Source organism: Croceicoccus sp. (assembly GCF_983967925.1).
In genome coordinates this window covers 1-24789 of the sequence record NZ_CFETID010000016.1, presented here as the reverse complement: position 1 = coordinate 24789, position 24789 = coordinate 1, and the positions used below count along the sequence as shown (strand labels likewise).

Sequence of the window (24789 nt, the reverse complement as noted above, 5' to 3'; positions counted from 1 at the left end):
AGGGTCTTTGCAGGGATCACAGGCTTTCGAGGAATGTCTTGTAGGCATCCTCGTCCATCAGCCCTTCAAGCTCGGACTTGTCGGACAGCGTGACCTTGAACAGCCAGCCCTCGCCTTCGGCATCGTTATTGACCAGCTCGGGCTGTTCCTCGAGGTCGGTGTTCACTTCGGTGACGGTGCCGGAAACCGGGGTGTATACGTCGCTGGCGGCCTTTACCGAATCGACGACCGACACGCTGTCGCCCTTGCCGTAATCGCTGCCCACTTCGGGCAGTTCGACAAAGGTGATGTCGCCCAGCTGTTCCTGTGCATGGTCGGTGATGCCGACGATGCCGGTCGATCCCTCGACGGAGATCCATTCATGGTCTTCGGTGAAATAGATGGTCATGGCGTGATGATCCTCAGAGGAATTAAGTCAGGAAAATCAGGATTTCTTGCGGAAATAGCGATGCGGCACAAAGGGCATGTCGGTGACGGTCGCCGTGATCGCCTTGCCGCGCATCTCGACGGTCAGCTTCGTGCCGGGCAGCGCATGGCCCGCCTCGACATAGCCCATCGCGATGGGCTGGCCGACGCTGGGCGCGAAGCCGCCGCTGGTGACGGTGCCGATGCGCGCCTCGCCGGCATGGATCGCGGCGCCCTCGCGCACGGCCATGCGCCCCTCGATCATAAGGCCGACACGCTTTGCACTGGGCCCGTGGGCCAGCAGAGAAAGGATCTTGTCCGCCCCCGGAAAGCCCCCGCTCTCGCGCCGCTTTTTCGACAGCGCGAAGGACAGGTCGGCGGTTACCGGATCGGTGTTCTCGTCAAGGTCGTGGCCATAGAGCGGCAGCCCCGCCTCAAGCCGCAGCGAATCGCGCGCGCCAAGGCCGACGGGCTTCACCATGTCCTGCGCGCACAGCGCCTCGGCCAGCGCCTCGGCCTGTTCGGCGGGGACGGACAGTTCGAACCCGTCCTCGCCGGTATAGCCCGAGCGTCCGACACCCACGTCGACGCCGTTCCATTTCGCATTGCCCGCCTGCATGAAGCTCAGCGTGTCGGCGATGCCCGGAATGACCCGCTCCAGCGCTTCGGCCGCGCGCGGGCCCTGCAGCGCCAGCAGCGCGCGGTCGTCCAGATGATTGAGCGAAATCTCGTCGGGCAGGAATTCGCGCAGATGGCCGATGTCGTCCCACTTGGTCGCGCCATTGACGACAAGGTAATAGGTCGGCTCGCCGTCGTTCTGCGTGACATTGGTCACCATCAGATCGTCGAGGATGCCGCCATCCTCGTTCAGCAGCAGCGAATAGCGGACACGCCCCGGTTTCAGCGCGGAAATATCGCCGGGCAGCAGCGTCTCCAGCGCCTCGGCGGCGCCTTCGCCCGACACGATCAGCTGGCCCATGTGGCTGACGTCGAACAGGCCCGCGTTGGTGCGGGTCCATTCGTGCTCGGCGATGATGCCCTCATACTGGATCGGCATGAGATAACCCGCGAAGGGCACCATGCGCGCACCCCTTGCGCGATGCCACGCGTCCAGCGGCAGAGCCTCCGGAGCGATCGGCTCTTCGATATGATCTTCGGACATGGTTTCGCTCACAATCAGGCTCCGTGAATAGGCAGGCCTGCGCGTCCGGCAGGCGGATACGCGCAAGACCCCCTCTGTCGCGGAAACCTGAGAGCTTCGCCGGTGCCGCGAACACGGCAGCCGGAATACCCCTTCGGTGGCCTCGGCAATGAAACGCCGCTGCTCTTTCCAGAGCATCGCTATCGACCCACATGGTCCCTGTTGCCTGAGAGTTTCCGGGGCGGTTGCTCCTTCGGCGGCATGCGAATTCGCCAGACGGCGAATCGCACGCTCTCTCCCACACGGGTCAGCGATGTGGCGGCAAATTCCTATGCTGCGCCTGCAAAGTCAATCAGCGCGCTGGGGTTCTGGCGGATTTAACCGAGCAAATCGCGCTATTCACCCGCCAGCGCCGGTTTTTTCACCGACCGCCGCAAGGGCGCGGCGCGAATGGCGTCATTGTCGTGCACGAAACGCCCGTCCGCGCGCATATGCGCCATCGCCAAAATGGCATCGGCAACCGCGCCCGCCGGGATCGATCGATATTGCCGCAGCGAACCGTTCATCAGCAGGTCGGTGACCGGCGACAGCATCGCCGCCAGCTTCTCCTTGCCGCGCGGATCCTCTTCGCGCCGGCCCTTCAGCAGGCCGGGCCGCAGCATGTCTACGCGCGAGAAGGCCAGCTTCTTCACCGCCTGCTCCATCTCGCCCTTGGTGCGCAAATAGAGGTTTTTGGAAAACCGGTCCGCGCCCACCGACGACATCCCGATGAACTGCCGCACCCGCGCCTGCGAGGCACCCTCGGCGCAGCGCAGCACCAGTTCGAGATCGACCGACTGGAACGCGGCCTCGTCCCGCCCGGCCTTCTTCCATGTCGTGCCCAGCGCCGACACCAGCACGTCGGGCGCCAGCTGCGCGATGACCTGCCCCCAGCTGGCCGGATCGGCGATGATCATCTCCATCCGCGCACCTTCGGGCAGCGGCACTTCGCGGCGGGCGATGGCGGTCAGGCGGATGTCGTCCTGCGCCCCGCTGCGCGCCATGATCTCGCGCCCCACCAGACCGGTCGCACCCACCAGCACCATGTGGATGGGCTCTGCCGGCCTGCCGCCGCGCTCAGACATTGCTGAGCTCCTCGGGCGCGTGGCCGAAGATGTCGGCATGGGCGCGGATCGCATAGCGGTCGGTCATGCCCGCGATGAAATCGGCGATATGGCGGCTGCGCTGCGGCTCGCTTTCGGGCAGCGCGGCGCGCCAGTCTTCGGGCATCAGCGAGGGATCGTCCGCATAGGCCGCGAACAGCCCCGCGATCAGCGCATCGGCCAGCTCCGCGGTGCGCTTTTGCGCGGGGTGGTAATAGAGCTTATCGTACATGAACCGCTTCAGCGCCCGCTCCGCCTCCGCCACGCCGAGCGAAAAGCCTGCCAGCTGCACCCCCGCCTCGCGCACGTCCTGCGCGGTTTCGACGCCCGCCTGCGCGATGCGGCCTTTCGTTTCGGCAATGACGTCGGTGACCATCCAGCCGATCTGCGAACGGATCAGCTCGCGCTGCAGGCGCTCCTTCGCGACGCCGGGGAACTTGCGATTGATCGCATCCCACTGGTCCGCGACGAACGGCATCGACAGGATCTGGTCGAGCGAGAGGAAGCCCGCGCGAATCCCGTCCTCGATGTCATGATTGTCATAGGCGATGTCGTCGGCCAGCGCCGCCACCTGCGCCTCGAGGCTAGGCCAGCGCCCAAGGTCGAGCGGGAAGGCTTCGTCGAGTTCGCGCAAGGCCCAAGGCAGCGTCTTATCCGCCGAGACCGGCCCGTTGTGCTTCGCCAGCCCCTCCAGTGTTTCCCACGAAAGGTTCAGCCCTTCATGCGTGCAATAGGGGCTTTCCAGCCGCATCAGCACCCGCAGCGTATGCGCATTATGGTCGAAACCCCCATGGCCCTTCAGCGCGCGTTGCAGCGCCCGCTCGCCCGCATGGCCGAACGGGCCGTGGCCGATGTCATGGGCAAGACACAATGCCTCGGTCAGATCCTCGTCCAGACCCAATGCGCGCGCGATCACCCGGCCGACCTGCGCGACCTCAAGGCTGTGGGTCAGGCGGGTGCGGTAATGGTCGCCATAGGGCGCGACGAACACCTGCGCCTTGTGCTTCAGCCGGCGGAACGCGATCGAGTGGATAATCCGGTCGCGGTCGCGCTGGTATGCGCTGCGCGGGCCTCGCACCCCGCCCTCGACCTCCCCGAATTCGCGCCCGCGCGTGTGCGCCGGATCGGCGGCATATCGGGCGCGCGCGCCGCCGCCGCTGGCGATATCGGGTAGGGCCGGTGCAAGAACGTCGTCCATCGCCGACCCCGATGGCAGATCGGGGCGCACAGGCAAACCGGATCAAAAACGGAACGCGGCGTTAAACGGCGGAAAAACCCGTCATCCGGCGGGCGTATCCGTCTGCGCCGGTTGTTCGCCGATGATCCAGTCCGCCGCCGCCGCCGCATGGATATGGCCGGAATCGAAGATCGGCAGCACGTTGGCATCGGTGTCGATCAGCAGGTCTAGCTCGGTACAGGCCATCACGACAGCCTCGGCCCCGGCCTTTTCCAGATTGGTGATCATGGTGCGCAGCTCACGCTCGCTGTCGCGGCGGACCTTGCCGTGCATCAGCTCGTCATAGATGATCGTGTCCAGCGTCTCCACGATATCCATGTTGGGGGGCAGCAGCTCGATATCCTCGACCACCAGCCGCTCGCGATAGAAATCCTCCATCATCACGTTGCGCGTGCCGATCAGCGCGGCGCGCTTGATGCCCTTTTCGGTCATGCGGGTGGCGACGCAATCCGCGATATGGATGACGGGGATGGAAACCGCTCCCGCGACCCGGTCATAGACCGCATGCATCGAATTGGCCGCGATCACCAATGCGCCCGCGCCCGCGCTCTCCAGCCGCCGCGCCGATTCGATCAGCACATCGGCGGCATGGTCCCATTGTTCGGGCCCGTTGGTGCGGTAAAGCCGCGAGAAATCGATGCTTTCGATCAGCAGCGGCGCGCTGGCCGTGGGGCCGACGCGGCGCTGCACGATGCGGTTGATGTCTTCGTAATAGGCACGGGTGGAAACCCAGCTCATCCCCCCGATCAGACCAAGTTTTCGCAAAAGACCAGGTCCCTCATGCTTGTGTGTCCCGCCTTTCGCCTACGCAAAAAGGCACCGCATGCCAACCGGCAGCGTGGCGGACATGTTCGCTATGACCGGTTAATTTAACCGGAACGCCCGCGCGCCCGGCCATCGGGGCGCGATGCGCGTATTCCGGCAAGGCCTCGCGCTGTCAGGCGATGATCAGCACCACGACGGCGGTCAGGATGGCGACGATGATCGTGCCCCATTTGAACCAGCTGACGAAATTCGAATAGGTCGATTTCGCCTTTTCGATCGAGTGGGGATTCTTCATGGCCATCGCGGTTTCCTTGGAAGCTTCGTGCACTATTCCTGTGGTGCCCCGCCCGGCCGGACGGGACCCCATACCCGACAAGCCTCTAATGCGGGCCGCCGTTTCAGACAAGACGCCGTATTCGAGCCGCGCCAAGGGCCGGCCGCCTGTCTTTCAGGAGCCGGACGGAAACGCTATCGTCAATGGCGCGTTTACCCTTCAATGCGCGGCTGGTGGCGGGCGCGCGAACGCGTTAAACATATTGTTCACGATATCCCGTTAGAAGTCGTCAGGGGCGGCCAGGGGTTTCCGTCGCCGCAACGGGGCAAGTAATGGTGGATGACGAACCGCGCCTGATGCTGCTGGTCGCAGACGATGCCAGCCAGATCAGGCAGATCAATGCTTTGGCAGGCCGTGCAGGCTGGCGCATGCGCACCGTCCCCGACGGAGAGACCGCGCTGCGGATGCTGGACGACACCTCTCCCGAAAAGCCGCAGGCTCTGATGCTGGACAGCTGGATCGCGGGCGACGAATCGTGCCGCCTGATCGGCCGCTTCCGCGCCGCCGCGCCCGAAATGCCGCTGCTGTTCCTGACGGGCAGCGCCTCGCCGCTGCTGGCGGTAGAGGCGATGCGCGCGGGCGCGACCGACTATCTGATAAAGCCGATCGCTTCGGAACGGCTGATCTATGCGCTGGAAAGCAGCGTCCAGCACGCGCTGGCCTCTGACGAGCTGGCCCCGCTGACCGAGAAGATCGAGGCGCCGCTCGATTTCGACCTGATGATCGGGTCCTCCCCCAATTTCCGTACCGCGCTGGCCCGTGCGGCCAAGGCGGCGCGCGGGCATTCCACGCTGCTGATCGCGGGCGAGCCGGGCACCGGCAAGGAACTGCTCAGCCGCGCGATCCATTCGGCCAGCCCGCGTTCGCGCGGGCCCGTCGTTGTGGTCCACACCACCGGCATGGCCCCGGCGGCCATCGAATCGGCGCTGTACGGCCACGAACGCGGCGCCTTCCCCGGCGCGTTCGAACAGCGCGCGGGCGCATTGCAGAACGCCGATGGCGGAACGCTGATCATCGACGATCTGGAACGTCTGCCCCCCGCACTGCAGCACCGGCTGGCCGACACGATCATGACCGGCATCGCCAAGCCGCTGGGCGCGGCGCACAGCTTTCGCGTGGATGTCCGCATCATCGCGACGGCGGGCACCGATTCGGCGACGCTGGCCGAACAGGGCGTGCTGGAACCCGCGCTGGCAGAGGCGTTCAACGGCCATTCTATCCAGCTGCCCCCCCTGCGTGAGCGAGTCTGCGACGTCGCGCCGCTGACGCGCCATTTCCTCAAGCTGATCGGCGAGCAGCCGGGCCTGCGCCATCTGGGCATCACCGACGATGCGCTGGCCCTGCTGGAGGGGTATGGCTGGCCCGGAAACCTGCGCCAGCTTCAGGCGGTGCTGTTCCGCGCCGTCGTCTTCTGCGACCGCGACGCCCTGACCGAGAGCGATTTCCCGCAGCTTGCCAATATCGTGGGCGACATCGGACCGCGCGCCGCCGACAATGCGGGCGGCGTGACCCTGTTCGGCGCCGACGGGCATTTGCGTTCGCTGGAAGAGATCGAGGCCGACGTGATCCGCCTTGCCATCGGCCATTATCGCGGCCGGATGAGCGAGGTCGCGCGCCGCCTCGGCATCGGGCGCTCGACGCTCTATCGCAAGCTGAGCGATCTGGGAATCGACAACGCCGCCTGATCGCGCCACCTTGCCATCCATGGCAGGGGATTTCGACTTTTCGAACCGCAGCGCGCTGATCACCGGCGCGGCATCGGGCATAGGCGCGGCGACCGCGCATTGGCTGGACGCGCACGGCATCGCGCGGCTGGTACTGATGGATCTGGACGCCGAAGGGCTGTCGCGACTGGACCTGACCTGCGAGGTGGAGCGCATGGCGGGCGATGTGTCGGACCCCGCCCTCTGGACCGGCTTCGCGGACCGGCCCGCCTTCGATCACGTGATCGCCAACGCAGGCATCGGCGCCGCCTACCCGATAGCGGGCGGCGATTTCGCGCAGTGGCGGCGGGTGATGGCGATCAATCTCGACGGGGCGTTCCTGACGCTGGCGGCCACCTTGGGCGCGATGCAGCGGGCGGGCAAAGGCTCGGTCGTCGTGACCGCATCCGCCGCCGCGCTCAAGGCAGAGCCGACCACCGCCGCCTATGCCGCGTCAAAGGCCGCGCTGGTCCAGCTGGCCAAGGTGGCCGCGAAGGAATCGGCGGTGTCGGGCGTGCGCGTCAATGCCATCGCGCCGGGCGGGGTCGATACGCCGATCTGGGATTCGATGGATTTCTTCGCCGACATGACGCGCGAGGCTGGTAGCCGCGACGCCGCGATCCAGGCGATGGGCAGGATGGCGACACCGCTTGGCCGCTATGCAAGCGCCGGAGAGATCGCGGGCCAGATCGGCTTCCTGCTGTCCGACATGGCCGCGACCATCACCGGCGCGGTGCTGTCCAGCGACGGCGGCTATACGCTATAGGGCACCGCACGCACGTCGCTGCGCAGATAGAGCGGATGGCGCGGCAGCCCCGCCTTGGTCGTGCCATAGCAATGCAGCCCCCCATCGCCGCACAGCCGCAGCACTTGCCGATCCCGCCCGCGATGCGCGCCATGCACGCCCCACGCGGCAATCGTGCGCGGCGCAAGCGCCAGCGCCAGCCGGATCGCGTCGTCGTTGTGCCGCCCCACCGGCCCCCTGCGTTTCTTGAGCTGAAGCGGATCGGTTTCGCGCAGCGCGAACAGGTTCCACACCAGCAGCGAGGCGTGCTCACCCAAGGCACGCGAATGGCATCGCGCGATGGTCGGATCGTTCGCCAGATGATCGGCCTTCGACGGATTGAGCATGGCGATCGCCATCATCTCATGCGCGGGAAAAGCATCGCGCCACAGCAGGTATCGATAGCGCCCGCAGCGGCTGAAAACCGCGCCATGGCCAGCGGCCTCGTCATGGCGGAAATCGAGCGCGGCCGCCTCGGCCCACTCCGCGATGCGCGCTACGGCCTCGCGCGCATTCATTGCGGCAGTTGCGAGAAATCCGTCAGCGCCGCATCGCGCAGTCCCCGCCACACATGCATCGCCTGCACCGTTTCCGCCGCATCGTGAACGCGGATCATCTGCGCGCCCGCATCCATCGCCCGCATCGCCGCCGCCAGCGATCCGCCCAGCCGCCTGTCCGCGGGCGCCTCGTTCGACAGCGCGCCGATGAAACGCTTGCGGCTGGCCGCGAACAGCAGTGGCTGGCCCAGCGCATGAAACAGCGGCAACGCCTCTATCAGCGCAAGGTTCTCCGCCAGTGTCTTGCCGAAGCCGATACCGGGGTCGAGCACGATCCTGCCGCGCTCGATCCCCGCCGCCATGGCCGCATCGCGCCGGGCGCGCAGATGGTCGAACACGTCGAACACGACATGATCGTATTTCGCATCGGCGTGCAGGTCCGCGCCTTTTCCCGGCGCATGCATCAGCACCACCGCCGCGCCTGCCTCGGCCACGATCTCGGCGCTGCGGGGATCGTGGCGCAGCGCGGATACGTCGTTGATCATGGTTGCGCCCGCCGCCAGCGCCTCGCGCATGGTCGCGCCATTGCGCGTGTCGACCGACACCGCCGCCCCGCCGCGCGCCAGCCTTTCGACCACGGGCACGACGCGCTTGATCTCGTCACCTTCCCATACCGCCGCCGCGCCGGGGCGCGTGCTTTCGCCGCCCACGTCGATGATCGCCGCGCCCGCTTCCAGCATGTCGACGCCGTGGCCGACCGCGGCCGACACATCGTCATGCGCCCCGCCATCCGAAAAGCTGTCGGGCGTGACGTTCAGGATGCCCATCACTTGCGGCTGGTCCAGCCGGATCGTCCGCTCGCCCAGCTGTAGCGGCGGATGCGCGGTGCGCAGGCTGGCAAATTGCTCCTCGCCATCCGCGGCCAGATCGTCGGGCAGCGACGCCAGCACCGGCGCGATTTCCGACGGGCGCAGCACCTGCCGCCGCGTCACCCGCACGCCTTCTCTCACGATCAGCGCGATCTGCGAGACATAGCACATCGTGCCTGCCAGCCGGATCACATCGGGCGGATCCCTGCCCTCATCATAGGCCTGAGGAGAAGGCGCAAAGCCCAGCGGCAGAAGATAGAGCTTGCTCATGCGCCGCTGGCTAACGGATCAGTCTTCGGTGGCCAACAGGTAAAGCTGCCGCGCATCGTCCAGCGGCTGCAGCCCCTTTTCGCTCTCCATGTGCCAGAAGGTCCAGCCATTGCACGACGGCGCGCCCTGAAGCGCTGCACCCAGCCCGTGGATCGACCCGCTTTCCTTGCCCGACACCAGCGAACCGTCGGCGCGCACGGTGGCGCTGAAGCGGCGCTTCTTGTCGGTGACGGTGCTGCCCGCGGGGACATAGCCCGCCTCGACCAAAGCGCCGAACGCGACGCGCGGGGCCGAACGCTTCGACTGCATCACCTTCAGCGCGCTTTCGTCCAGCGGCAGCGCGCTTTCGATGCGTTCCAGCGCGGCCTCGCGGTAATTGCCCTCACGCTCGCAGCCGATCCACTGGCGGCCCAGCCGCTTGGCGACCGCGCCGGTGGTGCCGGTGCCGAAGAACGGGTCCAGCACCACATCGCCCGGATTGGTGGTGGCCAGCATCACGCGGTACAGCAGAGCCTCGGGCTTTTGCGTCGGGTGCACCTTGGTGCCGCCCTTCTTCAGCCGCTCCTGCCCGCCGCAGATCGGCAGCACCCAGTCGCTGCGCATCTGAAGCTCGTCGTTCAGCGTCTTCATCGCGCGGTAGTTGAAGGTGTATTTCGCCTTCTCGCCCATCGACGCCCAGATCAGCGTCTCATGCGCATTGGTGAAACGCGTGCCCTTGAAATTGGGCATCGGGTTCGACTTGCGCCACACGATGTCGTTCAGGATCCAGAACCCAGCATCCTGCATCGCCGTGCCGACACGGAAGATATTGTGATAGCTGCCGATCACCCAGATCGAGCCATTGGGCTTCAGGATACGCCGCGCCTCGCCCAGCCATTCCCGCGTGAAATCGTCATAGGACGAAAAGCTGGCGAACTTGTCCCAGTCGTCGTCCACCGCATCGACGCGGCTGCCATCGGGCCGGTCGAGATCGCCGCCCAGCTGCAGATTATACGGCGGATCGGCAAAGATCATGTCGATCGTGCCCGACGGGATGCTGCGCATCGCCTCGACGCAATCGCCGTCCAGGATCTGCCCCAGCGGCAGTTCCACGCTCATCTGGCGCGGCTGCTCTCGCGGCTGGATAAGCGTGGTGTGCTGCACCGTGCGGGTCTTCAAAATCGTTGCCATGCCGTCCCTTACGGGGCCTTCTTCAAGGCCCGCCCCCTGTGGATAAGTCCCTTAGTGAATCCATGGGGACTCGCCGTCAAGCGCGGATCGGTCAGCCGAATCCGCTTCGCGCCGCGAACTGAGTCCGCGCCGCGGCAGCGCGGACAGGCGTTTTCGCAACATATTGAGTCCGCCCCGCAGGCCCGGACTCATCATCTTGGGGCTGTGTCCTTCAGGACTCGCCGCGTATAAAAGTCGATTGCAGCGGCGCGCCGCCGCGCGCATGTTCGCCTGCGTTCAGGGTCGCGACCTGACACGGGGGAAGCCCAGATGGCACTGGAAGTGATCGGCGCCGGCCTTGGCCGCAATGCAACCTTCACGCTGAAATTCGCGCTCGAGAAACTGGGTTTCGGCCCCTGCTTCCACATGGCTGAGCTGTTCGCCGACGTGCGCCGCCGCCTGCCGCTGTGGCTGGACGTGGTGGATGGCAGACCCGACTGGGACGCTGTGTTCGAAGGCTTCCGCTCGGTCACCGATTACCCCGCCTGCACGTGGTGGCGCGAACTCGCCGCCTATTACCCGGACGCGAAGATCGTGCTGACCACCCGCGATCCCGACAGCTGGTTCGATTCGGTCAGCGAGACGATCTTCAGCCCGCGCATGCAGGCGACACTGGTGGGCACGCCTGCCGAACGCATGATGCAGGGCGCGATCTATGACGCGTTCAAGGAAGGATCGATGACCGACCGCGCCTTCATGACCGACTGGTACCGCCGCCGCAACGAAGAGGTGATCGCCAGCCTGCCGCCCGAACGCCTGCTGGTGTTTCACCCCAAGGAAGGCTGGGAACCCCTGTGCGAATTCCTGGGCGTGCCGGTGCCCGATGGCCCCTTCCCGCGCGTCAACAGCCGCGACGAGCTTGGCGCCGCGAATGACAAGGCGGGCGGCCTGCCCGCCGATCCGCTGGTGATGGAGGAATGGGGCAAGGCCTATATCGACGCGATGCGCGCCAAGGCCTTCGCCTGAGAAATCCTTCGCCTAAGATCTAGGCTGGCGGCAATTCCGGATCGACGCCAGTCATCCGCACCGACACATCCCACAGCCGCCGCGCCAGTTCGGGATCGCGCGCGGCCTTGCTGCGAAAGGCCGGACCCGATGGTCCGCGCGCCTCGAACAAGCCGCGCGATCCGACATATTCACCGCCCCGCAGCGCCGGATCGCACGCCGCCTGCAACGCGGGCCACGCGCCCTGCTCCGCCGTGTTGACCACCCAGCCCATCATCGGCGTGAAAACCCGGCGCAGCGGGATATGCCGCGTCAACTCGCTCTGCGCGACGCCGGGATGGCAGGCAATGGCCTTCACCCGGCTGCCTTGCGCCCGCAGCCGCCGGTCCAGCTCCGCCGCGAAAAGCAGATTGGCCAGCTTCGACTGCTGATAGAACGGCATGCGCGCATAGCCGCGCGACCCGTCCAGATTGGCGAAGTCGATCCAGCCCTTCTTGTGCGCGATGCTGGCGGTCACGACCACGCGCGCCTCGCCGTGATCGGCGGCGGTCTTCTCAAGCAGCGGCAGCATCAGCGCGGTCAGCGCGAAGGTGCCGAGGTGGTTGACCCCGAACTGCATCTCGAACCCGTCCATGGTGAAGGACAGCGGCGGCACCATCACGCCCGCATTATTGATCAGCGCATCGATGCGCGGCTCCGCAGCGGCGAGCTCGGCGGCCTTGCGAACCGAGGCCAGATCGGCCTGATCCAGCGGCAGGAACGCCAGATCGGCCGCGGGATGCCCGCCCCGGATCCGGTCCATCGCCGCGCGGGCCCGCTCCTCGCTGCGGCAGGCCATCACCACCCGCGCGTTCTTCGCGGCCAGCGCCTGCGCAGCGGCGAAACCGATCCCGGCATTCGCCCCCGTCACGACGAAGCACTTGCCCGACTGATCGGTCAGGTCGGCACCGGTAAACTCGTTCACAGCCGCATCTCCATCTGCGCGACCGGCGCGAAACTGCGGCGGTGCAGCGGCGTCGGGCCATGGATGCGCAGCGCCTCAAGATGTTCGGGCGTGCCGTAACCCGCATTGCGGTCCCAGCCGTAATGCGGATGCCGCATCGCCGCCTCGCGCATCAGCCGGTCGCGGTGTTCCTTGGCGATGATCGACGCGGCCGAGATGCACGGCTCCTTCGCGTCGCCCTTGACGATGGCGCGCGCGGGCCAGCGCCATTCGGGGCGGCGGCCCGCGGGCGTCAGATTGCCGTCCACCAGCACCTCCAGCGGATCGCAGCCGATCCGGGCGCACACCGCTTCCACCGCCAGCGTCATCGCCAGCATGGTCGCGCCGAAGATATTGAGCCGGTCGATCTCCTCGACCTCCACCACCCCCACGCCCCAGGCGCAGCGGCGCTTGATCGTGTCCTCCAGCACGGCGCGCTTTTCGCGGCTCAGCACCTTGGAATCGCCCAGCCCCGCAGGTCGCGGCTTGCACAGCAGCACCGCAGCGGCCACAACCGGCCCCGCCAAGGGTCCGCGCCCCGCCTCGTCCACCCCGACGATCACGGGCGCACCCCGCGCAGCCGCGACCAGCGGCAAGAAGTATCACGGGTCATGGAGTTCAAATCAGTGCGTTTCGCCAGCATCGCCCTTGTTTCGCTTGCCTTCGCCACGGTTGCAAGCTGTCAGGAAACCCCGACCCCCGCCGCCAGTGGACAGCCTGCGGATAATCCCGCCGGCGCCGTCGACTTCGCCAAGGAGGACATGGGCACTTTCGACGAGCCATGGGCCATGGCGTTCGAGCCGGGCACCGGCACGCTGTTCGTGACCGAGAAATCGGGCACCCTCAAGTTCCGCAAGGCCGACGGCACCACGGGCACCGTCAGCGGCGTGCCCGAGGTCGATTATGGCGGCCAGGGCGGTCTGGGCGACATCGTCTTCGCGCCCGATTACGCCAGCAGCCGCGCCGTCTATCTCAGCTTTGCCGAGGCCGGGCCCGGCGACACGCGCGGCGCGGCGGTGGCACGTGCCACGCTGCAATGCGGCCAGCCCGATAACTGCACCCTGCGCGATCCGCGCGTGATCTGGCGGCAGGACGAAAAGGTCACGGGCCGCGGCCATTACTCGCACCGCATCGCCTTTTCGCCCGACGGCGATTTCCTGTTCATCGCCTCGGGCGACCGGCAAAAGATGCAGCCCGCGCAGGACCTGTCGAACAATCTCGGCACCGTGGTGCGCCTGCTGCCCGACGGCACCCCCGCGCCCGGCAATCCCTTCACCGGCGAAGCGAATGCCAACCCCGAGATCTGGTCCTACGGGCACCGCAATATCCTCGGCCTCGCCTTCGATGCGCGCGGGCAGCTGTGGGATCTGGAACACGGGCCGCAGGGCGGGGACGAGCTCAACCTCGTCCAGCGCGGCGCGAACTATGGCTGGCCCAACGTGTCGAACGGCATCCATTACGACAATGAACCGATCCCCGACCACGCGCCGGGCGATCCCTATGTCGCGCCGGTCGAATGGTGGGACCCGGTGATCGCGCCGGGCGGCATGATCTTCTATTCGGGCGCGCTGTTTCCCGGCTGGCAGGGCAATGCGCTGATCGCCGGACTGGTCAGCCAGGGCCTGGTGCTGGTGAAGATGGACGGCACCAGCGCGAAGGAAACCGCCCGCTACGATTTCGGTGAGCGCCTCCGCGCCGTCGCCGAAGCGCCCGACGGTTCGGTCTGGGTCGCCGAGGACGGACCGGAGGCGACGATCTGGCGGCTTACCCCCGCCGGCTGATCGCCCCTGCTGCATGGGCCGGCCTTTCCGGGCGCAAAGCAGAAATAGCATCGACAGCGCCGCGCGAGGTCCCTATTCGCGCGGCGCTTTCCCTTATGTGCCGAGTTTCCTGCCCGCCATGCCCACCATCATCCCGCTCGATCAGGTCGACCCCGCCATGGTCGAGGAATTGCTCGACCGCGCGTTCGGGACCGATCGCCATGGCCGCACCGCATACAGCGTGCGCGAGGGGACCGAGGCGCTGGGCGCATTGTCCTTCGCCGCGCTTGACGATGACGACATGCTGGCCGGATCGATCCAGTGCTGGCCCGTCGCGCTGACCGATCCGTCGGGCCGGGCGCACCCGATGATCATGGTCGGCCCGGTCGCGGTGGTCCCCGAACTGCAGAACGCGGGCTATGGCAAGGCGCTGATGCTGGCCAGCATCGCCGCGCTGCAGGCGGGCGGCGCGGTGCCGCTGCCGCAGGTGCTGATCGGCGACGCCGATTACTATGGCCGCTTCTTCGGTTTCGTGGCCCAGCCGACGCAGGGCTGGACGCTGCCCGGCCCCTATGATCCCGCGCGCCTGCTGGTCCGGGCCGAAAACCTGTCCGTATTGCCGCAAATGGGCGCGCTGGGGCCTTGGCGCGGCTGACCCGATCTGGCATCGCCTGATGCTGCGATGCCTTATGAGATACCCCCCGATCTGGCAGGCCTTGGTCTTGCCGAGATAGCCGAAGCGGTCGCCGCGCGCCGCCTTCCCCCCGTGGACGAATGGCAGCCGGAGGCCACAGCCGACAGCGGCATGGAAATCCGCGCCGATGGCCGCTGGTACCATGACGGCAGCGAGATCAGGCGCTCCGGCATGGTCCGCGCCTTCTCCTCGCTGCTGCGCCGGGACGAGGACGGTTACTGGCTGGTCCTGCCCTATCAGAAGCAGAGCATCGCGGTCGCCGACGCGCCTTTCGTGGCGGTGGACGTAAAACAGGACCGGGAAGACGGCACCCCCGTCCTGACCTTCCGCCTGAACACCGACGAGTTCGTCACCGCCGATGCCGATCATCCGATCACCGCGCGCGGGGATGCCGACACGCCCGCGCTCTATGTGCGTGTGCGCGGCGGGCTGGAGGCGCGGCTCGACCGGTCGACCTATGCGCAGCTGGCCGAGATCGCGATCGCGCGCGATCCCGATGCTCTCGCGGTAGAGAGCAAGGGCGCGGTCTTCCCGCTGGTGCCGCGTTGAGCGAGCTGCACGACCGTCTTTCCCTGCTGTACCGCGCGGGCCATCGCCGCACGGTCACCGGCCTGCGCGACGACAGCGAATGGCTGCCCGAGGGCGCGCGCGCGCGCCGCGCCGCCGTGCTGGTCGCGATCACCGACCGCCCGCTGCCCTATGACGATCCCGCCAGCCCCGGCCCCGGCATATTGTTCATCCAGCGCCCCACCCGCATGCGCCGCCATCCGGGCCAGGTCGCCTTTCCCGGCGGCGGCATCGACCCCGGCGAAACCCCGATCCAGGCTGCGCTGCGCGAGGCGGAGGAGGAAATCGCCCTGCCCCCCACCCGCGTCAAGGTGATCGGCGAGAGCGACCGCTATCGCACCGGCAGCGGTTTCGACATCACGCCCGTGCTGGCGACCGTGCCGCCCGACCTGCCGCTCAATGCCAATCCGGCAGAGGTCGACAGCTGGTTCGAGGCGCCGCTCTCCTTCCTGCTCGACACCGGAAACGTGCGCGAGGGGACGGGCGAGCTGAATGGCAAGAAACGGCGCTTTCTTGAAATGCACTATCAGGACTACCGGATCTGGGGCGTCACCGCGGCCATCCTCGACAATCTGCGCCGCCGCCTGCTGCGGGGGCCCAGACTTTGAGCGGGAAAAGCCTGTGACCGGGGAAAGCCTGTGAGCGACCGGGTCATGCCGCCTGCCGAATGGGCGAAGCGCGACGACCTGCCCGCGCTGATCGCCGCGCTGGGGGCGGAGGAGTGCCGCTATGTCGGCGGCTGCGTGCGCGATGCGCTGCTGGGCGTGCCCGCCAGCGACGTCGATATCGCCACCCGCCACCGGCCCGAGGTCACGCAGGACCTGTTGAAACAGGCCGGCATCCGCAGCGTCCCCACCGGGATCGAACATGGCACGATTACAGCGATCCTGCCCCACGGCCCGGTCGAGATCACGACCCTGCGCAAGGATGTCGACACCGACGGCCGCCGCGCCACGGTCGCCTTCGCCAGCGAATGGTTCGACGATGCCGCGCGCCGCGATTTCACCATCAACGCGCTCTACGCCCATCCCGAAACGCTGCGGATCTCCGACTATTTCGGCGGTCTGGACGATCTGGAGGCGCGCGTGGTGCGCTTCATTGGCGATGCCGAGACCCGCATCCGCGAGGATCATCTGCGGATCCTGCGCTATTTCCGCTTTCAGGCGCGCTTCGGGTCCGAAGTGGACGACAAGGCCGAGGCCGCCTGCCGCGACCTCGCCTCCACGCTGAAGGGCTTGTCGCGCGAACGCGTTGCGGGGGAACTGCTGGCGATCCTCGCCCTGCCCGACCCCGCCGCCAGCATCGAGCGCATGGCGCAACTGGGCGTGCTGCCCGTCATCCTTCCCGAAGTGGACGACGAAGGCATCGCGTCCCTCGCCGCGCTTCAGCACGCCGAACAACGCGAGCAGATCGCCCCAGACCCGATCCGCCGTCTGGCCGCATTATTGCCGCCCGATGCCGAGCAGGCCCGGCAGGTCGCCTCGCGCCTGCGGTTGTCGAATGCTCAGAAAAAGCGCATCGCGCTCGCCGCCGACCGGCAGGCGCATGACAGCGAAGATCCGCGCTCGCTCGCCTACCGCCTCGGCATGGAAACGGCGCAGGACCGGCTGCTGCTATTGGGCGAAAGCATCGCGCCGATCGCCGGGTGGACCGTGCCCCGCCTGCCCGTATCGGGCGGAGACATCCTCAAGGCCGGCATCGGGCAAGGCCCCCTGATCGCCCGCACGCTCCACGCCATCGAAGGGCGCTGGATCGCGGAAGGCTTTCCCGGCGCGGAACGCACCCGCGCCATACTCGTAGAGGAAGTGGGGAAAGCGCGCATGTAGCGCGCCCCATTTCACCAAAGCCGGTCATGCGGGCGACAGCCTGCCCGTGCTAATAAGGCGACACATGGACTTCGAACGCCTTTCCCAGCTTCCCTATGGAGAGCTTTTCGCCAGCAACCCGCTGCTGATGGCGGCGGTCGTCGCACTCGGCATCTCGATCGTCGGCGGCGCGATCATCCGCACCATGCCGCGGATCGGATCGCTGATGCGCGGGCTGGGCAGTTTCGGCCTGGCCGTGGTGCTGGTGCTGACCATCATCGACGTCGCGCGCCTGTCGGGCGGCAGCGATTTCGCGCGCAGCCTGTCGGTCGCCGAACTGGGCATGCCCGAACAGGTGGTCGAAGGGGGCGAGACGCAGATTCCCCTGTCGCGCGACGGTCATTACTGGCTGGAGGGCACGGTCAACGGCCATCCCGAACGCTTCCTGATCGACACCGGTGCCTCGCTCACCGCGATCTCGCCCGACACCGCCCAGCGCGGGCGGGTAGAGGCGAACCCGATGCGCGGCACAATCGCTTTGCAGACCGCGAACGGCGCCTCGCCGGGCCGCATCGCCACCATGCAGGAACTGCGCGCTGGCAATATCCTCGCCCGCGACCTCGACGTGGTGATCGCACCAGGGCTCAACGGCATCAACGTGCTGGGCATGAACTTCCTGTCGCGCCTGCAGGGCTGGCGGGTCGAGGACGGCACGCTGATACTGGTGCCGCACAACCCACAGCCGATTTAACCGGCCTGATTTCGCACGGCAAATTGCTGCGCCTGCGAATTTAGTTGCGCGATACGCAAATGATCCCTATCTAGCGCCTCGTGACAGTGTCGGATGATCCGGCACCTTCGTATGCCCGCGTGAGCCGCGCCGTCCGAAATGGCGATATCTGGCCCCGCATGCGAACCTTGGGTTTACCCTTGGGTGCACACCGCAGCTTCCCGATCACGCTAAGGGTCGCCGTAAGGCCCCGCACGTCCGCAAAAGGCGGATCCGTGCCCATGTGAGTATATATATTTGTCCTATTTTTCGGATCTCGGCCTCGCCGAGCCCATTACCCGCGCTCTGACCTCCAAGGGTTATGACGAGCCGACCCCGATCCAGCGGCAGGCGATCCCCGCCTTGATGGAAGGGCGCGACCTGCTGGGCATCGCCCAGACAGGCACCGGCAAGACCGCGGCCTTCGCGCTCCCCTCGATCCATCGGCTCGTCGAAAACGACAAGCGCCCGCAGGCGGCCTCGTGCCGGATGCTGGTGCTGTCGCCGACGCGCGAACTGGCGGCGCAGATCGCCGACAACATGCGCTTTTACGCCAAGAACACGCGGCTGCAGGTGCAGTGCATCTTCGGCGGCGTTCCCGCCGGCAAGCAGGCGAAGAAGCTGGTCGCGGGCACAGACATCCTCGTCGCCACGCCCGGCCGCCTGCTCGACCTGATCGACCAGCGCGCGCTGACCCTGCGCGATGTCGAGATCTTCGTGCTCGACGAAGCCGACCAGATGATGGACCTCGGCTTCATCAAGCCGCTGACCCGCGTTGCCGCCCTGCTTCCGCAGGACCGGCAGAGCCTGTTCTTCTCGGCCACCATGCCCGATGCGATCGCCAGCCTCGGCAAGCGTTTCATCAAGAACCCGGTGAAGGTCGAGGTCGCGCCGCAGTCGACCACCGCCGAGCGGGTCGAGCAATTCGCAATCCATATCGACCAGAGCGAAAAGCAGGCGCTGCTCACCCTGTCGCTGCTGAAAGGCATCGAGAGCGGCGAGATCGACCGCACCCTCGTCTTCACGCGCACCAAGCACGGCGCCGACCGCGTCGTTCGCCATCTGGCCGCGGCGGGCATCAATGCCGCCGCGATCCACGGCAACAAGACGCAGGCACAGCGCACCCGCGCACTCGACGGCTTTCGCGACGGCAAGGTGCCGGTGCTGGTCGCCACCGACATCGCGGCGCGCGGCATCGACGTTTCGGGCGTTTCGCACGTCTTCAACTTCGAGATTCCGAACGTGCCCGAACAATATGTCCACCGCATCGGCCGCACCGCGCGTGCCGGCGCGGACGGCATGGCGATCAGCTTCGTCGCGCCCGATGAAAAGCCCTATATGCGCGACATCGAGCGTCTGACGAAGAACAAGCCCGCGATCCTGCCGATCCCGGAAAACTTCGTCGCCAACGCAGCCAAACTGCCCAAGCCGACCCGCGCCCCCGCCGGGGCCGAGCGTGATCCCAACGCGAAAGGCGGTCGCGGACGCGGCGGCGCACGCGGCGGCGGCGGCGGCGGACGCGGACGCAGCGGCGGCGGCGGCGGCGGATCGAAGCAGTTCGAGGAACGCCAGCAGCGCAAGTCGGCGGAAAACCGCGGCGACGGCCTTCCGCGCGACGACATGGGCCGCAAGCGCCGCTTCCGCCCCAAGGGCGCGAATGGCGTGGGCGCGCACAAGAGCGCGGTAAAGGCCCGCTAAGGCCGGACCACACGACGAAAAAGGGGCGGGAAGGCACATGCTTTCCCGCCCCTTTTCCTATCCGCCTATCCTTCAGCCCGGTGCGCGCAGCTTGCGGAACAGGGCGGCGCGTTTGCTTTTCGATCCCACGATGGGTTCGAAGAAATCGCCCGGATCCTCGGGGTCCAGCCATTCCTCGTCCGCCATGCGCTTTTCCAGATCGTTCATCTCGCGCGGGGGCAGCACCTGCAGCCTGCGGCGGGGCTGCGGATGCTGCGCGATCATCTCGTGCATCGACCCGTAACGCTCCAGCAAGCCCTCGATCTCCTCGGGCTCGACGCCGATATGCTCGGCCAGCAGCGAATGACGGATCTGCCTGATCTGCACGTCGCAGCCCGCATTGGCGGGGCGGTTTGCATCGATGAACAGATCGCATTCGCTATCCAACCCCAGCGAGCGATTGTTCATGTTCGCCGACCCGACCTTCAGCATCATGTCGTCGACGATGGTCAGCTTGGCATGGACATAGATCGGGCTGCCGCCTTCGGTCAGCGGGTTGTAGATGCGAAACCGCTTCTTGTGATCGACCCGCGCGATCGTCTCCACCAGCCGTGCGCGGGCGGTGTCCATCGCTTCCTGTTCCAGCCAGCCATCGGCGAACAAAGGGTTGAGCAGCACGATCTCGGGCGGGTCGGGCTCGGCCATGCGCTCGGCGATGACCTCGGCGATCTTGCGCGATGCGAAATACTGGTTCTCGGCATAGATGAAACGCTTCGCCTTGCGGATCATGTCGAGGAACAGCGTCTCGATCTCGAAAATGCCGTCGTTGTCCTTCCACTCCGCGCGGGTGCGCGCGATGCCGATCTCGATATCGGTGAACTGCGGCTCCAGCCCCTCGGGCCATGGGCTGTCGGGCTGATGCGGCAACGCGCCGATGTCCTCGCCCCCCGCGATGCGCCAGCGATTGCGGCCCAGCTCGTCCAGCGCGCCCGCGACCTCGCCCTCGACCAGCATGGTCAGGTCGTGCCACGGCATATACCGCCGCCCGCCCGGCGCGCGGCGCAGGCGATCGGTTTCGCTGTGCTCCGACGTGTCCCAGCGGTCGGCGGTCATGTCGATCCCGCCGCACACCGCGAAACGGTCGTCGATGACGACGATCTTCTGGTGATGGCTGCACCCCATCGGATGCGCCGCATCGAACTTGAACGTGATCCGCCTGTTCTTGAACCAGCGCCACATGTCCAGGATCATCGAGCCGCGGAAGAACATCTTGATCGCGGCGAAATTCCACTTGAGCACGCGGATCTTCAGATCGGGATTGCGCTTGGTCAGCCAGACGATGAATGCGCCCAGCCGCCGCGGCGGGTGGTGCCGCTTGAAGATGTTCAGCCAGCCCCGTCCGCGGCCCAGCGCAATGCGCGTGTCGAAATCCCACCCGATCAGCATGATCCGGCGGCGCGCCTTCATCATCGCTTCCTGGATCAGCAGGAAATAATCGGCGGCGTCGATGACCAGCCGCGCCCGCGTGCAATGCTCGTATCGCCAGATGCCGCGTTCTTCGCTCTCGGTATCGTCGGGGCCGGGCTCGTCCTCGGGCGGCCATAACGACCCGGGCTCCGCCTCGCCGTCACGCAAGGGGAGCCTGTCGGGCCGTTCTTCGTCATTGCTCGTCGTCAATCCCACCTCCGGCGGTCGTGCGGGTATTTGACGGCCTACTCCTTTGCGTCCTCCATGGCGACAGGCGTCACCTCGGCTTCCTCGCATTCCTCGGCCTTGCGCTCGTCGAACACCTTGCGCATGTGCTGCTTGTCCTCGTCGGTGAGATATTGCTCGTAATCGGGGAAGTTGTCTTCCTCTTCCTCGTCGATGTGGTGGTTATAGCGGTGTTCCAGCTTGTCGAACTTCGCCTTCCACGCGCTGCTCGACATGTCGGTCGCGGCCAGATCGTTCAGCATTTCCTCGATCTCGTGATGCTCGGCGACCGAATGGCGGGTCTCGTCATTGGTCGGCGGCTTGCGCAGCATCGTGGAATAGAGCGCCATTTCCTCGGCCGCCGCATGGCTCTTCACTTCCTTGGTAAAGCGCTCCAGCAGCTCGCGCCGCTCCGCGCTGTCGCCTTCGGTCTTCGCCATCTGCTTGAGCAGTTCGCGGTGCTTGTCGTGGTCCTCGATCAGGCGATCGAATATCTTGTCGGCCATGGGTGGGGCTCCTGCTGGTGGGGTGTTTCCGGATTAACAGGCGAACGCACCCTGCGGTTCCTGAACAGGCGGGTGACCGAAAGGGAAAGGGCGGCCCCGCGCCGATGCGCAGGGCCGCCCCCTTTCGTCAGCCGTTGCCGTCAGCCGTTAAGCCGCGTGCGGCTTACAGCGCTTCCCACACCGTCGCGATGCCCTGCCCGCCGCCGATGCACATGGTGGCAAGGCCGTATTTGCCGCCGGTGCGCTTCAGCTCGTACGCCAGCTTGGTGATGAGGATCGCGCCGGTCGCGCCGATGGGATGGCCCAGCGAAATGCCCGAACCGTTCGGGTTGACCTTCGCGGGGTCGAGGTCCAGCTGCTTCGACACGGCGCAGGCCTGCGCGGCGAAAGCCTCGTTCGATTCGATGACGTCCAGATCGTCCTTCGAGATGCCCGCCTTCTTCAGCGCGTTCTGCGAAGCGGGCACGGGGCCGATGCCCATATAGGCCGGATCGACGCCCGCATGGCCATATGACACCAGACGCGCCAGCGGCTTCAGTCCGTGTTCCTTCACCGCCGCCTCGCTGGCGAGGATCGTCGCCGCCGCGCCGTCGTTGATGCCGCTGGCATTGCCCGCGGTGACGGTGCCGCCGTCCTTCTTGAACGCGGGGCGCAGGCCCGCCAGCGTCTCGGCGGTGGTGGCGGCCTTCACATGCTCGTCGGTGTCGAACTGGACGGGCTTGCGCTTTACCATGACCTCGATCGGCACGATCTCGTCCTTGAAATAGCCCGCCTCGATCGCGGCGGCGGCACGGCGCTGGCTTTCCGCCGCGAATGCGTCCTGCTGCTCGCGCGTGATCTCGTATTTCTCGGCCACGTTCTCGGCCGTGATGCCCATGTGATAGCGGTGGAACGGATCGTGCAGTGCGCCCAGCATGCCGTCTTCCAGCTTGCCGTCGCCCATCTTCAGGCCAAAACGGACGCCCGGCACGTAATAGGGCGCGCGGCTCATGATCTCGGCCCCGCCGCCGATGCAGATCTGGTGATCGCCCAGCATGATGTGCTGCGCCGCCGACACGATCGCCTGCATGCCCGAACCGCACAGGCGGTTGAGCGTCAGTGCGGGCGCGGCATGGGGAACGCCAGCCTCGACCGCCGCGATGCGCGCGACATAGGCATCGCGCGGCTCGCACGGGATGACCGAACCGATGATGGTGTGCTCGACCAGCTCGGGCGAAACCCCGGCACGCTCAAGCGCGGCCTTGATCGTCTGCGAACACAGCTCGCCCGGCTTTTCGTTGCTCAGCGCTCCACCGAAGGTTCCGATCGCGGTACGCGCGGCGGAGACGAGATAGACGTCGTTCATGATGCATCCTCTTAGGCGTTGGCCGGGATAGTCGGCCGGTGAATGGCGGCACCCGGCCCTTCAGGCGGCGGGCGGTTGCCGTGTGCATGTGGGGTTAGCACAGCCGCGATGCCAGTCCAGCCGGGGCGCGTCTATCATTTGGGCTAGGACGGCAGGCACCGGGCACGTCTCGCCGCGCGAAACACTTGCCTGATCGGGCACGGCGATGGCAAGGCAGCTGCTGCATGGGCGGCGGCTGCATGGGCGGCGTGAAGGACCGCTTTCACCGAAGAGGATCCCCGACCAGCCATGACGACCCAGCAGACGCCATCCAACGCCGCAAGCTCGCCCGCACGCGGCCCGTCGGGGCATGACGTGATCATCATCGGGTCGGGCGCGGCGGGCCTTTCGGCGGCGCTGGTGCTGGCCGAACGGCTGCGCGTGCTGGTGCTGGCCAAGGGCACGCTGGAATCGGGATCGACCGCATGGGCGCAGGGCGGCATCGCGGCGGTGCTGGACGCGGGCGACACGTTTCAGGATCACATCCGCGACACGATGATCGCAGGCGCAGGCCTCAACCGGCGCGAGACGGTGGAATTCGTGATCGAACGCGCCCCCGAATCGATCGAGCGGCTGATCGGGATGGGCGTCCCCTTCAACCGCGAGGAGGGTGAAATTCACCTGACGCGCGAAGGCGGCCATTCGCATCGCCGCATCGTCCACGTCAACGACGCGACCGGCTGGGCGGTGCAGGCCGCATTGCTCAAGGCGGCGGAAGAAAATCCCAACATCACCCTGCTGCCGGGCCGGGCCTGCATCGACCTCATCACCGGGCGGCACGAGGAGAAATACTCGGGATCGGGCCGCGTCTGGGGCGTCTATGCGCTGAACCAGGACACGGGCGAGGTCGAAACCCATGTCGCCCCCGCCACCGTCATGGCATCGGGCGGCGCGGGCCGCGTCTATCAGTTCAGCACCGCCCCGCGCGGCGCGACCGGCGACGGCATCGCCATGGCATGGCGCGCCGGCGCGCGCGTCTCCAACATGGAGATGATGCAGTTCCACCCGACCTGCCTCTACAATCTGGACGTCAAGAACTTCCTCATTACCGAGGCGGTGCGCGGCGAAGGCGGGCGGCTGATCAATCCGCGCAGCGGCCAGCGCTTCATGGAAGCATACGATCCCGAACGCATGGAACTGGCCCCGCGCGACATCGTCGCCCGCGCCATCGACAGCGAGATCAAGCGCTTCGGGCTCGACTATGTCCACCTCGACATCAGCCACATGCCGCCCGAATTCGTGAAGACGCATTTCCCGACGATCCATGAAAAGCTGCTGGGGCTCGGCATCGACATGACCACGGGGCCGATCCCGGTCGTGCCCGCGCAGCATTATACCTGCGGCGGCGTGCTGATCGGCCTCGACGCGCGCACCGATCTGCCCGGCCTGTGGGCGGCGGGCGAATGCACCGAAAGCGGGCTGCACGGCGCGAACCGGCTGGCGTCCAATTCGCTGCTCGAATGCTTCGTGTTCGGCGACGCGGCGGCGCGCGACATATTGGCCTGCTGGGACGATCTCGACAGCCCGCCCCCCATCCGCGACTGGGACGCCAGCCGCGTGACCGAGGCGGACGAGGAAGTCGTCATCAAGCAGAACTGGACCGAGATCCGCCGCTTCATGTGGAACTATGTCGGCATCGTGCGCACGACCAA

Annotated in this window: 25 protein-coding genes and 2 riboswitches; of the genes, 11 read left to right on the top strand and 14 right to left on the bottom strand. The window is 66.7% G+C overall.

Annotated elements, in window-relative coordinates; genetic code table 11:
- Positions 1–16 precede the first annotated feature (16 nt).
- The 6 genes from gcvH to AC4FIJ_RS10225 form a co-directional block, all read right to left on the bottom strand.
- Positions 17–388 carry a glycine cleavage system protein GcvH gene (gene gcvH / locus AC4FIJ_RS10250; RefSeq protein WP_490336625.1) on the bottom strand — a complete coding sequence of 124 codons (372 nt, stop codon included), beginning with the start codon at positions 386–388 and terminating at the stop codon, positions 17–19.
- 36 nt (positions 389–424) lie between these two features.
- Positions 425–1567 carry a glycine cleavage system aminomethyltransferase GcvT gene (gcvT, locus tag AC4FIJ_RS10245; protein WP_490336624.1) on the bottom strand — a complete coding sequence of 381 codons (1143 nt, stop codon included), beginning with the start codon at positions 1565–1567 and terminating at the stop codon, positions 425–427.
- A gap of 64 nt (positions 1568–1631) precedes the next feature.
- Positions 1632–1749, bottom strand: a riboswitch (glycine riboswitch).
- A riboswitch (glycine riboswitch) is annotated at positions 1750–1857 on the bottom strand. It abuts the riboswitch before it with no gap.
- Between the two features lie 84 nt (positions 1858–1941).
- A complete protein-coding gene (locus tag AC4FIJ_RS10240) occupies positions 1942–2670 on the bottom strand; it encodes an NAD(P)H-binding protein (protein WP_490336623.1) in 729 nt (242 codons plus the stop codon).
- Positions 2663–3886: a deoxyguanosinetriphosphate triphosphohydrolase gene (locus tag AC4FIJ_RS10235; RefSeq protein ID WP_490336622.1), complete on the bottom strand. Its 1224-nt coding sequence runs from the start codon at positions 3884–3886 to the stop codon at positions 2663–2665. The genes AC4FIJ_RS10240 and AC4FIJ_RS10235 overlap by 8 nt, the downstream gene beginning before the upstream one ends.
- 81 nt (positions 3887–3967) lie before the next feature.
- Entirely contained in the window at positions 3968–4690 is a 723-nt protein-coding gene (locus AC4FIJ_RS10230) for an aspartate/glutamate racemase family protein (protein ID WP_490336621.1), read from the bottom strand.
- A 172-nt stretch (positions 4691–4862) separates the two neighbouring features.
- On the bottom strand, positions 4863–4991 hold the full coding sequence (locus AC4FIJ_RS10225) for a hypothetical protein (RefSeq protein ID WP_490336620.1): 129 nt from the start codon (positions 4989–4991) through the stop codon (positions 4863–4865).
- Between the two features lie 305 nt (positions 4992–5296).
- Between AC4FIJ_RS10225 and AC4FIJ_RS10220 the strand changes: the two genes are divergently transcribed.
- Both AC4FIJ_RS10220 and AC4FIJ_RS10215 read left to right on the top strand, forming a co-directional pair.
- A complete protein-coding gene (locus AC4FIJ_RS10220; protein WP_490336619.1) occupies positions 5297–6709 on the top strand; it encodes a sigma-54-dependent transcriptional regulator in 1413 nt (470 codons plus the stop codon).
- A 19-nt stretch (positions 6710–6728) separates the two neighbouring features.
- Positions 6729–7493 carry an SDR family NAD(P)-dependent oxidoreductase gene (locus AC4FIJ_RS10215; RefSeq protein WP_490336618.1) on the top strand — a complete coding sequence of 255 codons (765 nt, stop codon included), beginning with the start codon at positions 6729–6731 and terminating at the stop codon, positions 7491–7493.
- On the opposite strand, the gene AC4FIJ_RS10210 is transcribed toward AC4FIJ_RS10215, so the two are convergent.
- From AC4FIJ_RS10210 to AC4FIJ_RS10200, 3 genes are read right to left on the bottom strand one after another with little or no spacing between them, the layout of a single operon-like run.
- Positions 7481–8029 (bottom strand): DUF1643 domain-containing protein, encoded by a 549-nt coding sequence (locus tag AC4FIJ_RS10210; RefSeq protein ID WP_490336617.1) that lies wholly within the window; start codon positions 8027–8029, stop codon positions 7481–7483. The two genes, AC4FIJ_RS10215 and AC4FIJ_RS10210, sit on opposite strands and share 13 nt — an antisense overlap.
- Complete coding sequence (gene folP / locus AC4FIJ_RS10205; protein ID WP_490336616.1) at positions 8026–9147, bottom strand: dihydropteroate synthase; 1122 nt, start codon at positions 9145–9147, stop codon at positions 8026–8028. Before folP ends, AC4FIJ_RS10210 begins: the two co-directional genes overlap by 4 nt.
- Positions 9148–9165: 18 nt before the next feature.
- Complete coding sequence (locus AC4FIJ_RS10200) at positions 9166–10245, bottom strand: site-specific DNA-methyltransferase (protein WP_490336688.1); 1080 nt, start codon at positions 10243–10245, stop codon at positions 9166–9168.
- Positions 10246–10626: 381 nt separating this feature from the next.
- Here AC4FIJ_RS10200 and AC4FIJ_RS10195 point away from each other — a divergent pair, with 381 nt between their 5' ends.
- A complete protein-coding gene (locus AC4FIJ_RS10195) occupies positions 10627–11322 on the top strand; it encodes a sulfotransferase family protein (RefSeq protein ID WP_490336615.1) in 696 nt (231 codons plus the stop codon).
- A 19-nt stretch (positions 11323–11341) separates the two neighbouring features.
- Here the strand turns inward: AC4FIJ_RS10195 and AC4FIJ_RS10190 are convergent, their stop codons facing one another.
- Together AC4FIJ_RS10190 and rnhB are read right to left on the bottom strand one after the other, a co-directional pair.
- Positions 11342–12265 (bottom strand): oxidoreductase, encoded by a 924-nt coding sequence (locus AC4FIJ_RS10190; protein ID WP_490336614.1) that lies wholly within the window; start codon positions 12263–12265, stop codon positions 11342–11344.
- Positions 12262–12879, bottom strand: a complete 618-nt coding sequence (gene rnhB / locus AC4FIJ_RS10185; protein ID WP_490336613.1) for a ribonuclease HII — start codon at positions 12877–12879, stop codon at positions 12262–12264. The genes AC4FIJ_RS10190 and rnhB overlap by 4 nt, the downstream gene beginning before the upstream one ends.
- 15 nt (positions 12880–12894) lie before the next feature.
- Between rnhB and AC4FIJ_RS10180 the strand changes: the two genes are divergently transcribed.
- The 7 genes from AC4FIJ_RS10180 (at position 12895) to AC4FIJ_RS10150 (ending at position 19576) form a co-directional block, all read left to right on the top strand.
- Positions 12895–14064 (top strand): PQQ-dependent sugar dehydrogenase, encoded by a 1170-nt coding sequence (locus AC4FIJ_RS10180; RefSeq protein WP_490336612.1) that lies wholly within the window; start codon positions 12895–12897, stop codon positions 14062–14064.
- A gap of 118 nt (positions 14065–14182) precedes the next feature.
- Positions 14183–14698 carry a GNAT family N-acetyltransferase gene (locus AC4FIJ_RS10175; protein ID WP_490336611.1) on the top strand — a complete coding sequence of 172 codons (516 nt, stop codon included), beginning with the start codon at positions 14183–14185 and terminating at the stop codon, positions 14696–14698.
- 27 nt (positions 14699–14725) lie between these two features.
- The gene (locus AC4FIJ_RS10170; protein WP_490336610.1) at positions 14726–15286 is read left to right on the top strand and encodes a DUF1285 domain-containing protein; all 561 of its coding nucleotides are present in this window, start codon (positions 14726–14728) and stop codon (positions 15284–15286) included.
- Positions 15283–15912 (top strand): CoA pyrophosphatase, encoded by a 630-nt coding sequence (locus AC4FIJ_RS10165; RefSeq protein WP_490336609.1) that lies wholly within the window; start codon positions 15283–15285, stop codon positions 15910–15912. The genes AC4FIJ_RS10170 and AC4FIJ_RS10165 overlap by 4 nt, the downstream gene beginning before the upstream one ends.
- Before the next feature lie 45 nt (positions 15913–15957).
- Entirely contained in the window at positions 15958–17130 is a 1173-nt protein-coding gene (locus AC4FIJ_RS10160) for a CCA tRNA nucleotidyltransferase (protein ID WP_490336687.1), read from the top strand.
- A 64-nt stretch (positions 17131–17194) separates the two neighbouring features.
- Positions 17195–17860, top strand: coding sequence for a retropepsin-like aspartic protease family protein (locus AC4FIJ_RS10155; RefSeq protein WP_490336608.1), 666 nt, complete (start codon positions 17195–17197; stop codon positions 17858–17860).
- 276 nt (positions 17861–18136) lie between these two features.
- Positions 18137–19576, top strand: coding sequence for a DEAD/DEAH box helicase (locus AC4FIJ_RS10150; protein ID WP_490336607.1), 1440 nt, complete (start codon positions 18137–18139; stop codon positions 19574–19576).
- Between the two features lie 72 nt (positions 19577–19648).
- On the opposite strand, the gene AC4FIJ_RS10145 is transcribed toward AC4FIJ_RS10150, so the two are convergent.
- The 3 genes from AC4FIJ_RS10145 to AC4FIJ_RS10135 form a co-directional block, all read right to left on the bottom strand.
- Positions 19649–21232 carry a phospholipase D-like domain-containing protein gene (locus tag AC4FIJ_RS10145; RefSeq protein ID WP_490336606.1) on the bottom strand — a complete coding sequence of 528 codons (1584 nt, stop codon included), beginning with the start codon at positions 21230–21232 and terminating at the stop codon, positions 19649–19651.
- Between the two features lie 35 nt (positions 21233–21267).
- Complete coding sequence (locus AC4FIJ_RS10140; protein WP_490336605.1) at positions 21268–21753, bottom strand: hemerythrin domain-containing protein; 486 nt, start codon at positions 21751–21753, stop codon at positions 21268–21270.
- A gap of 163 nt (positions 21754–21916) precedes the next feature.
- Positions 21917–23098 (bottom strand): acetyl-CoA C-acyltransferase family protein, encoded by a 1182-nt coding sequence (locus AC4FIJ_RS10135; RefSeq protein ID WP_490336604.1) that lies wholly within the window; start codon positions 23096–23098, stop codon positions 21917–21919.
- Between the two features lie 288 nt (positions 23099–23386).
- Here AC4FIJ_RS10135 and nadB point away from each other — a divergent pair.
- On the top strand, positions 23387–24789 hold a 1403-nt coding region (gene nadB / locus AC4FIJ_RS10130), incomplete at its 3' end, for an L-aspartate oxidase (protein ID WP_490336603.1).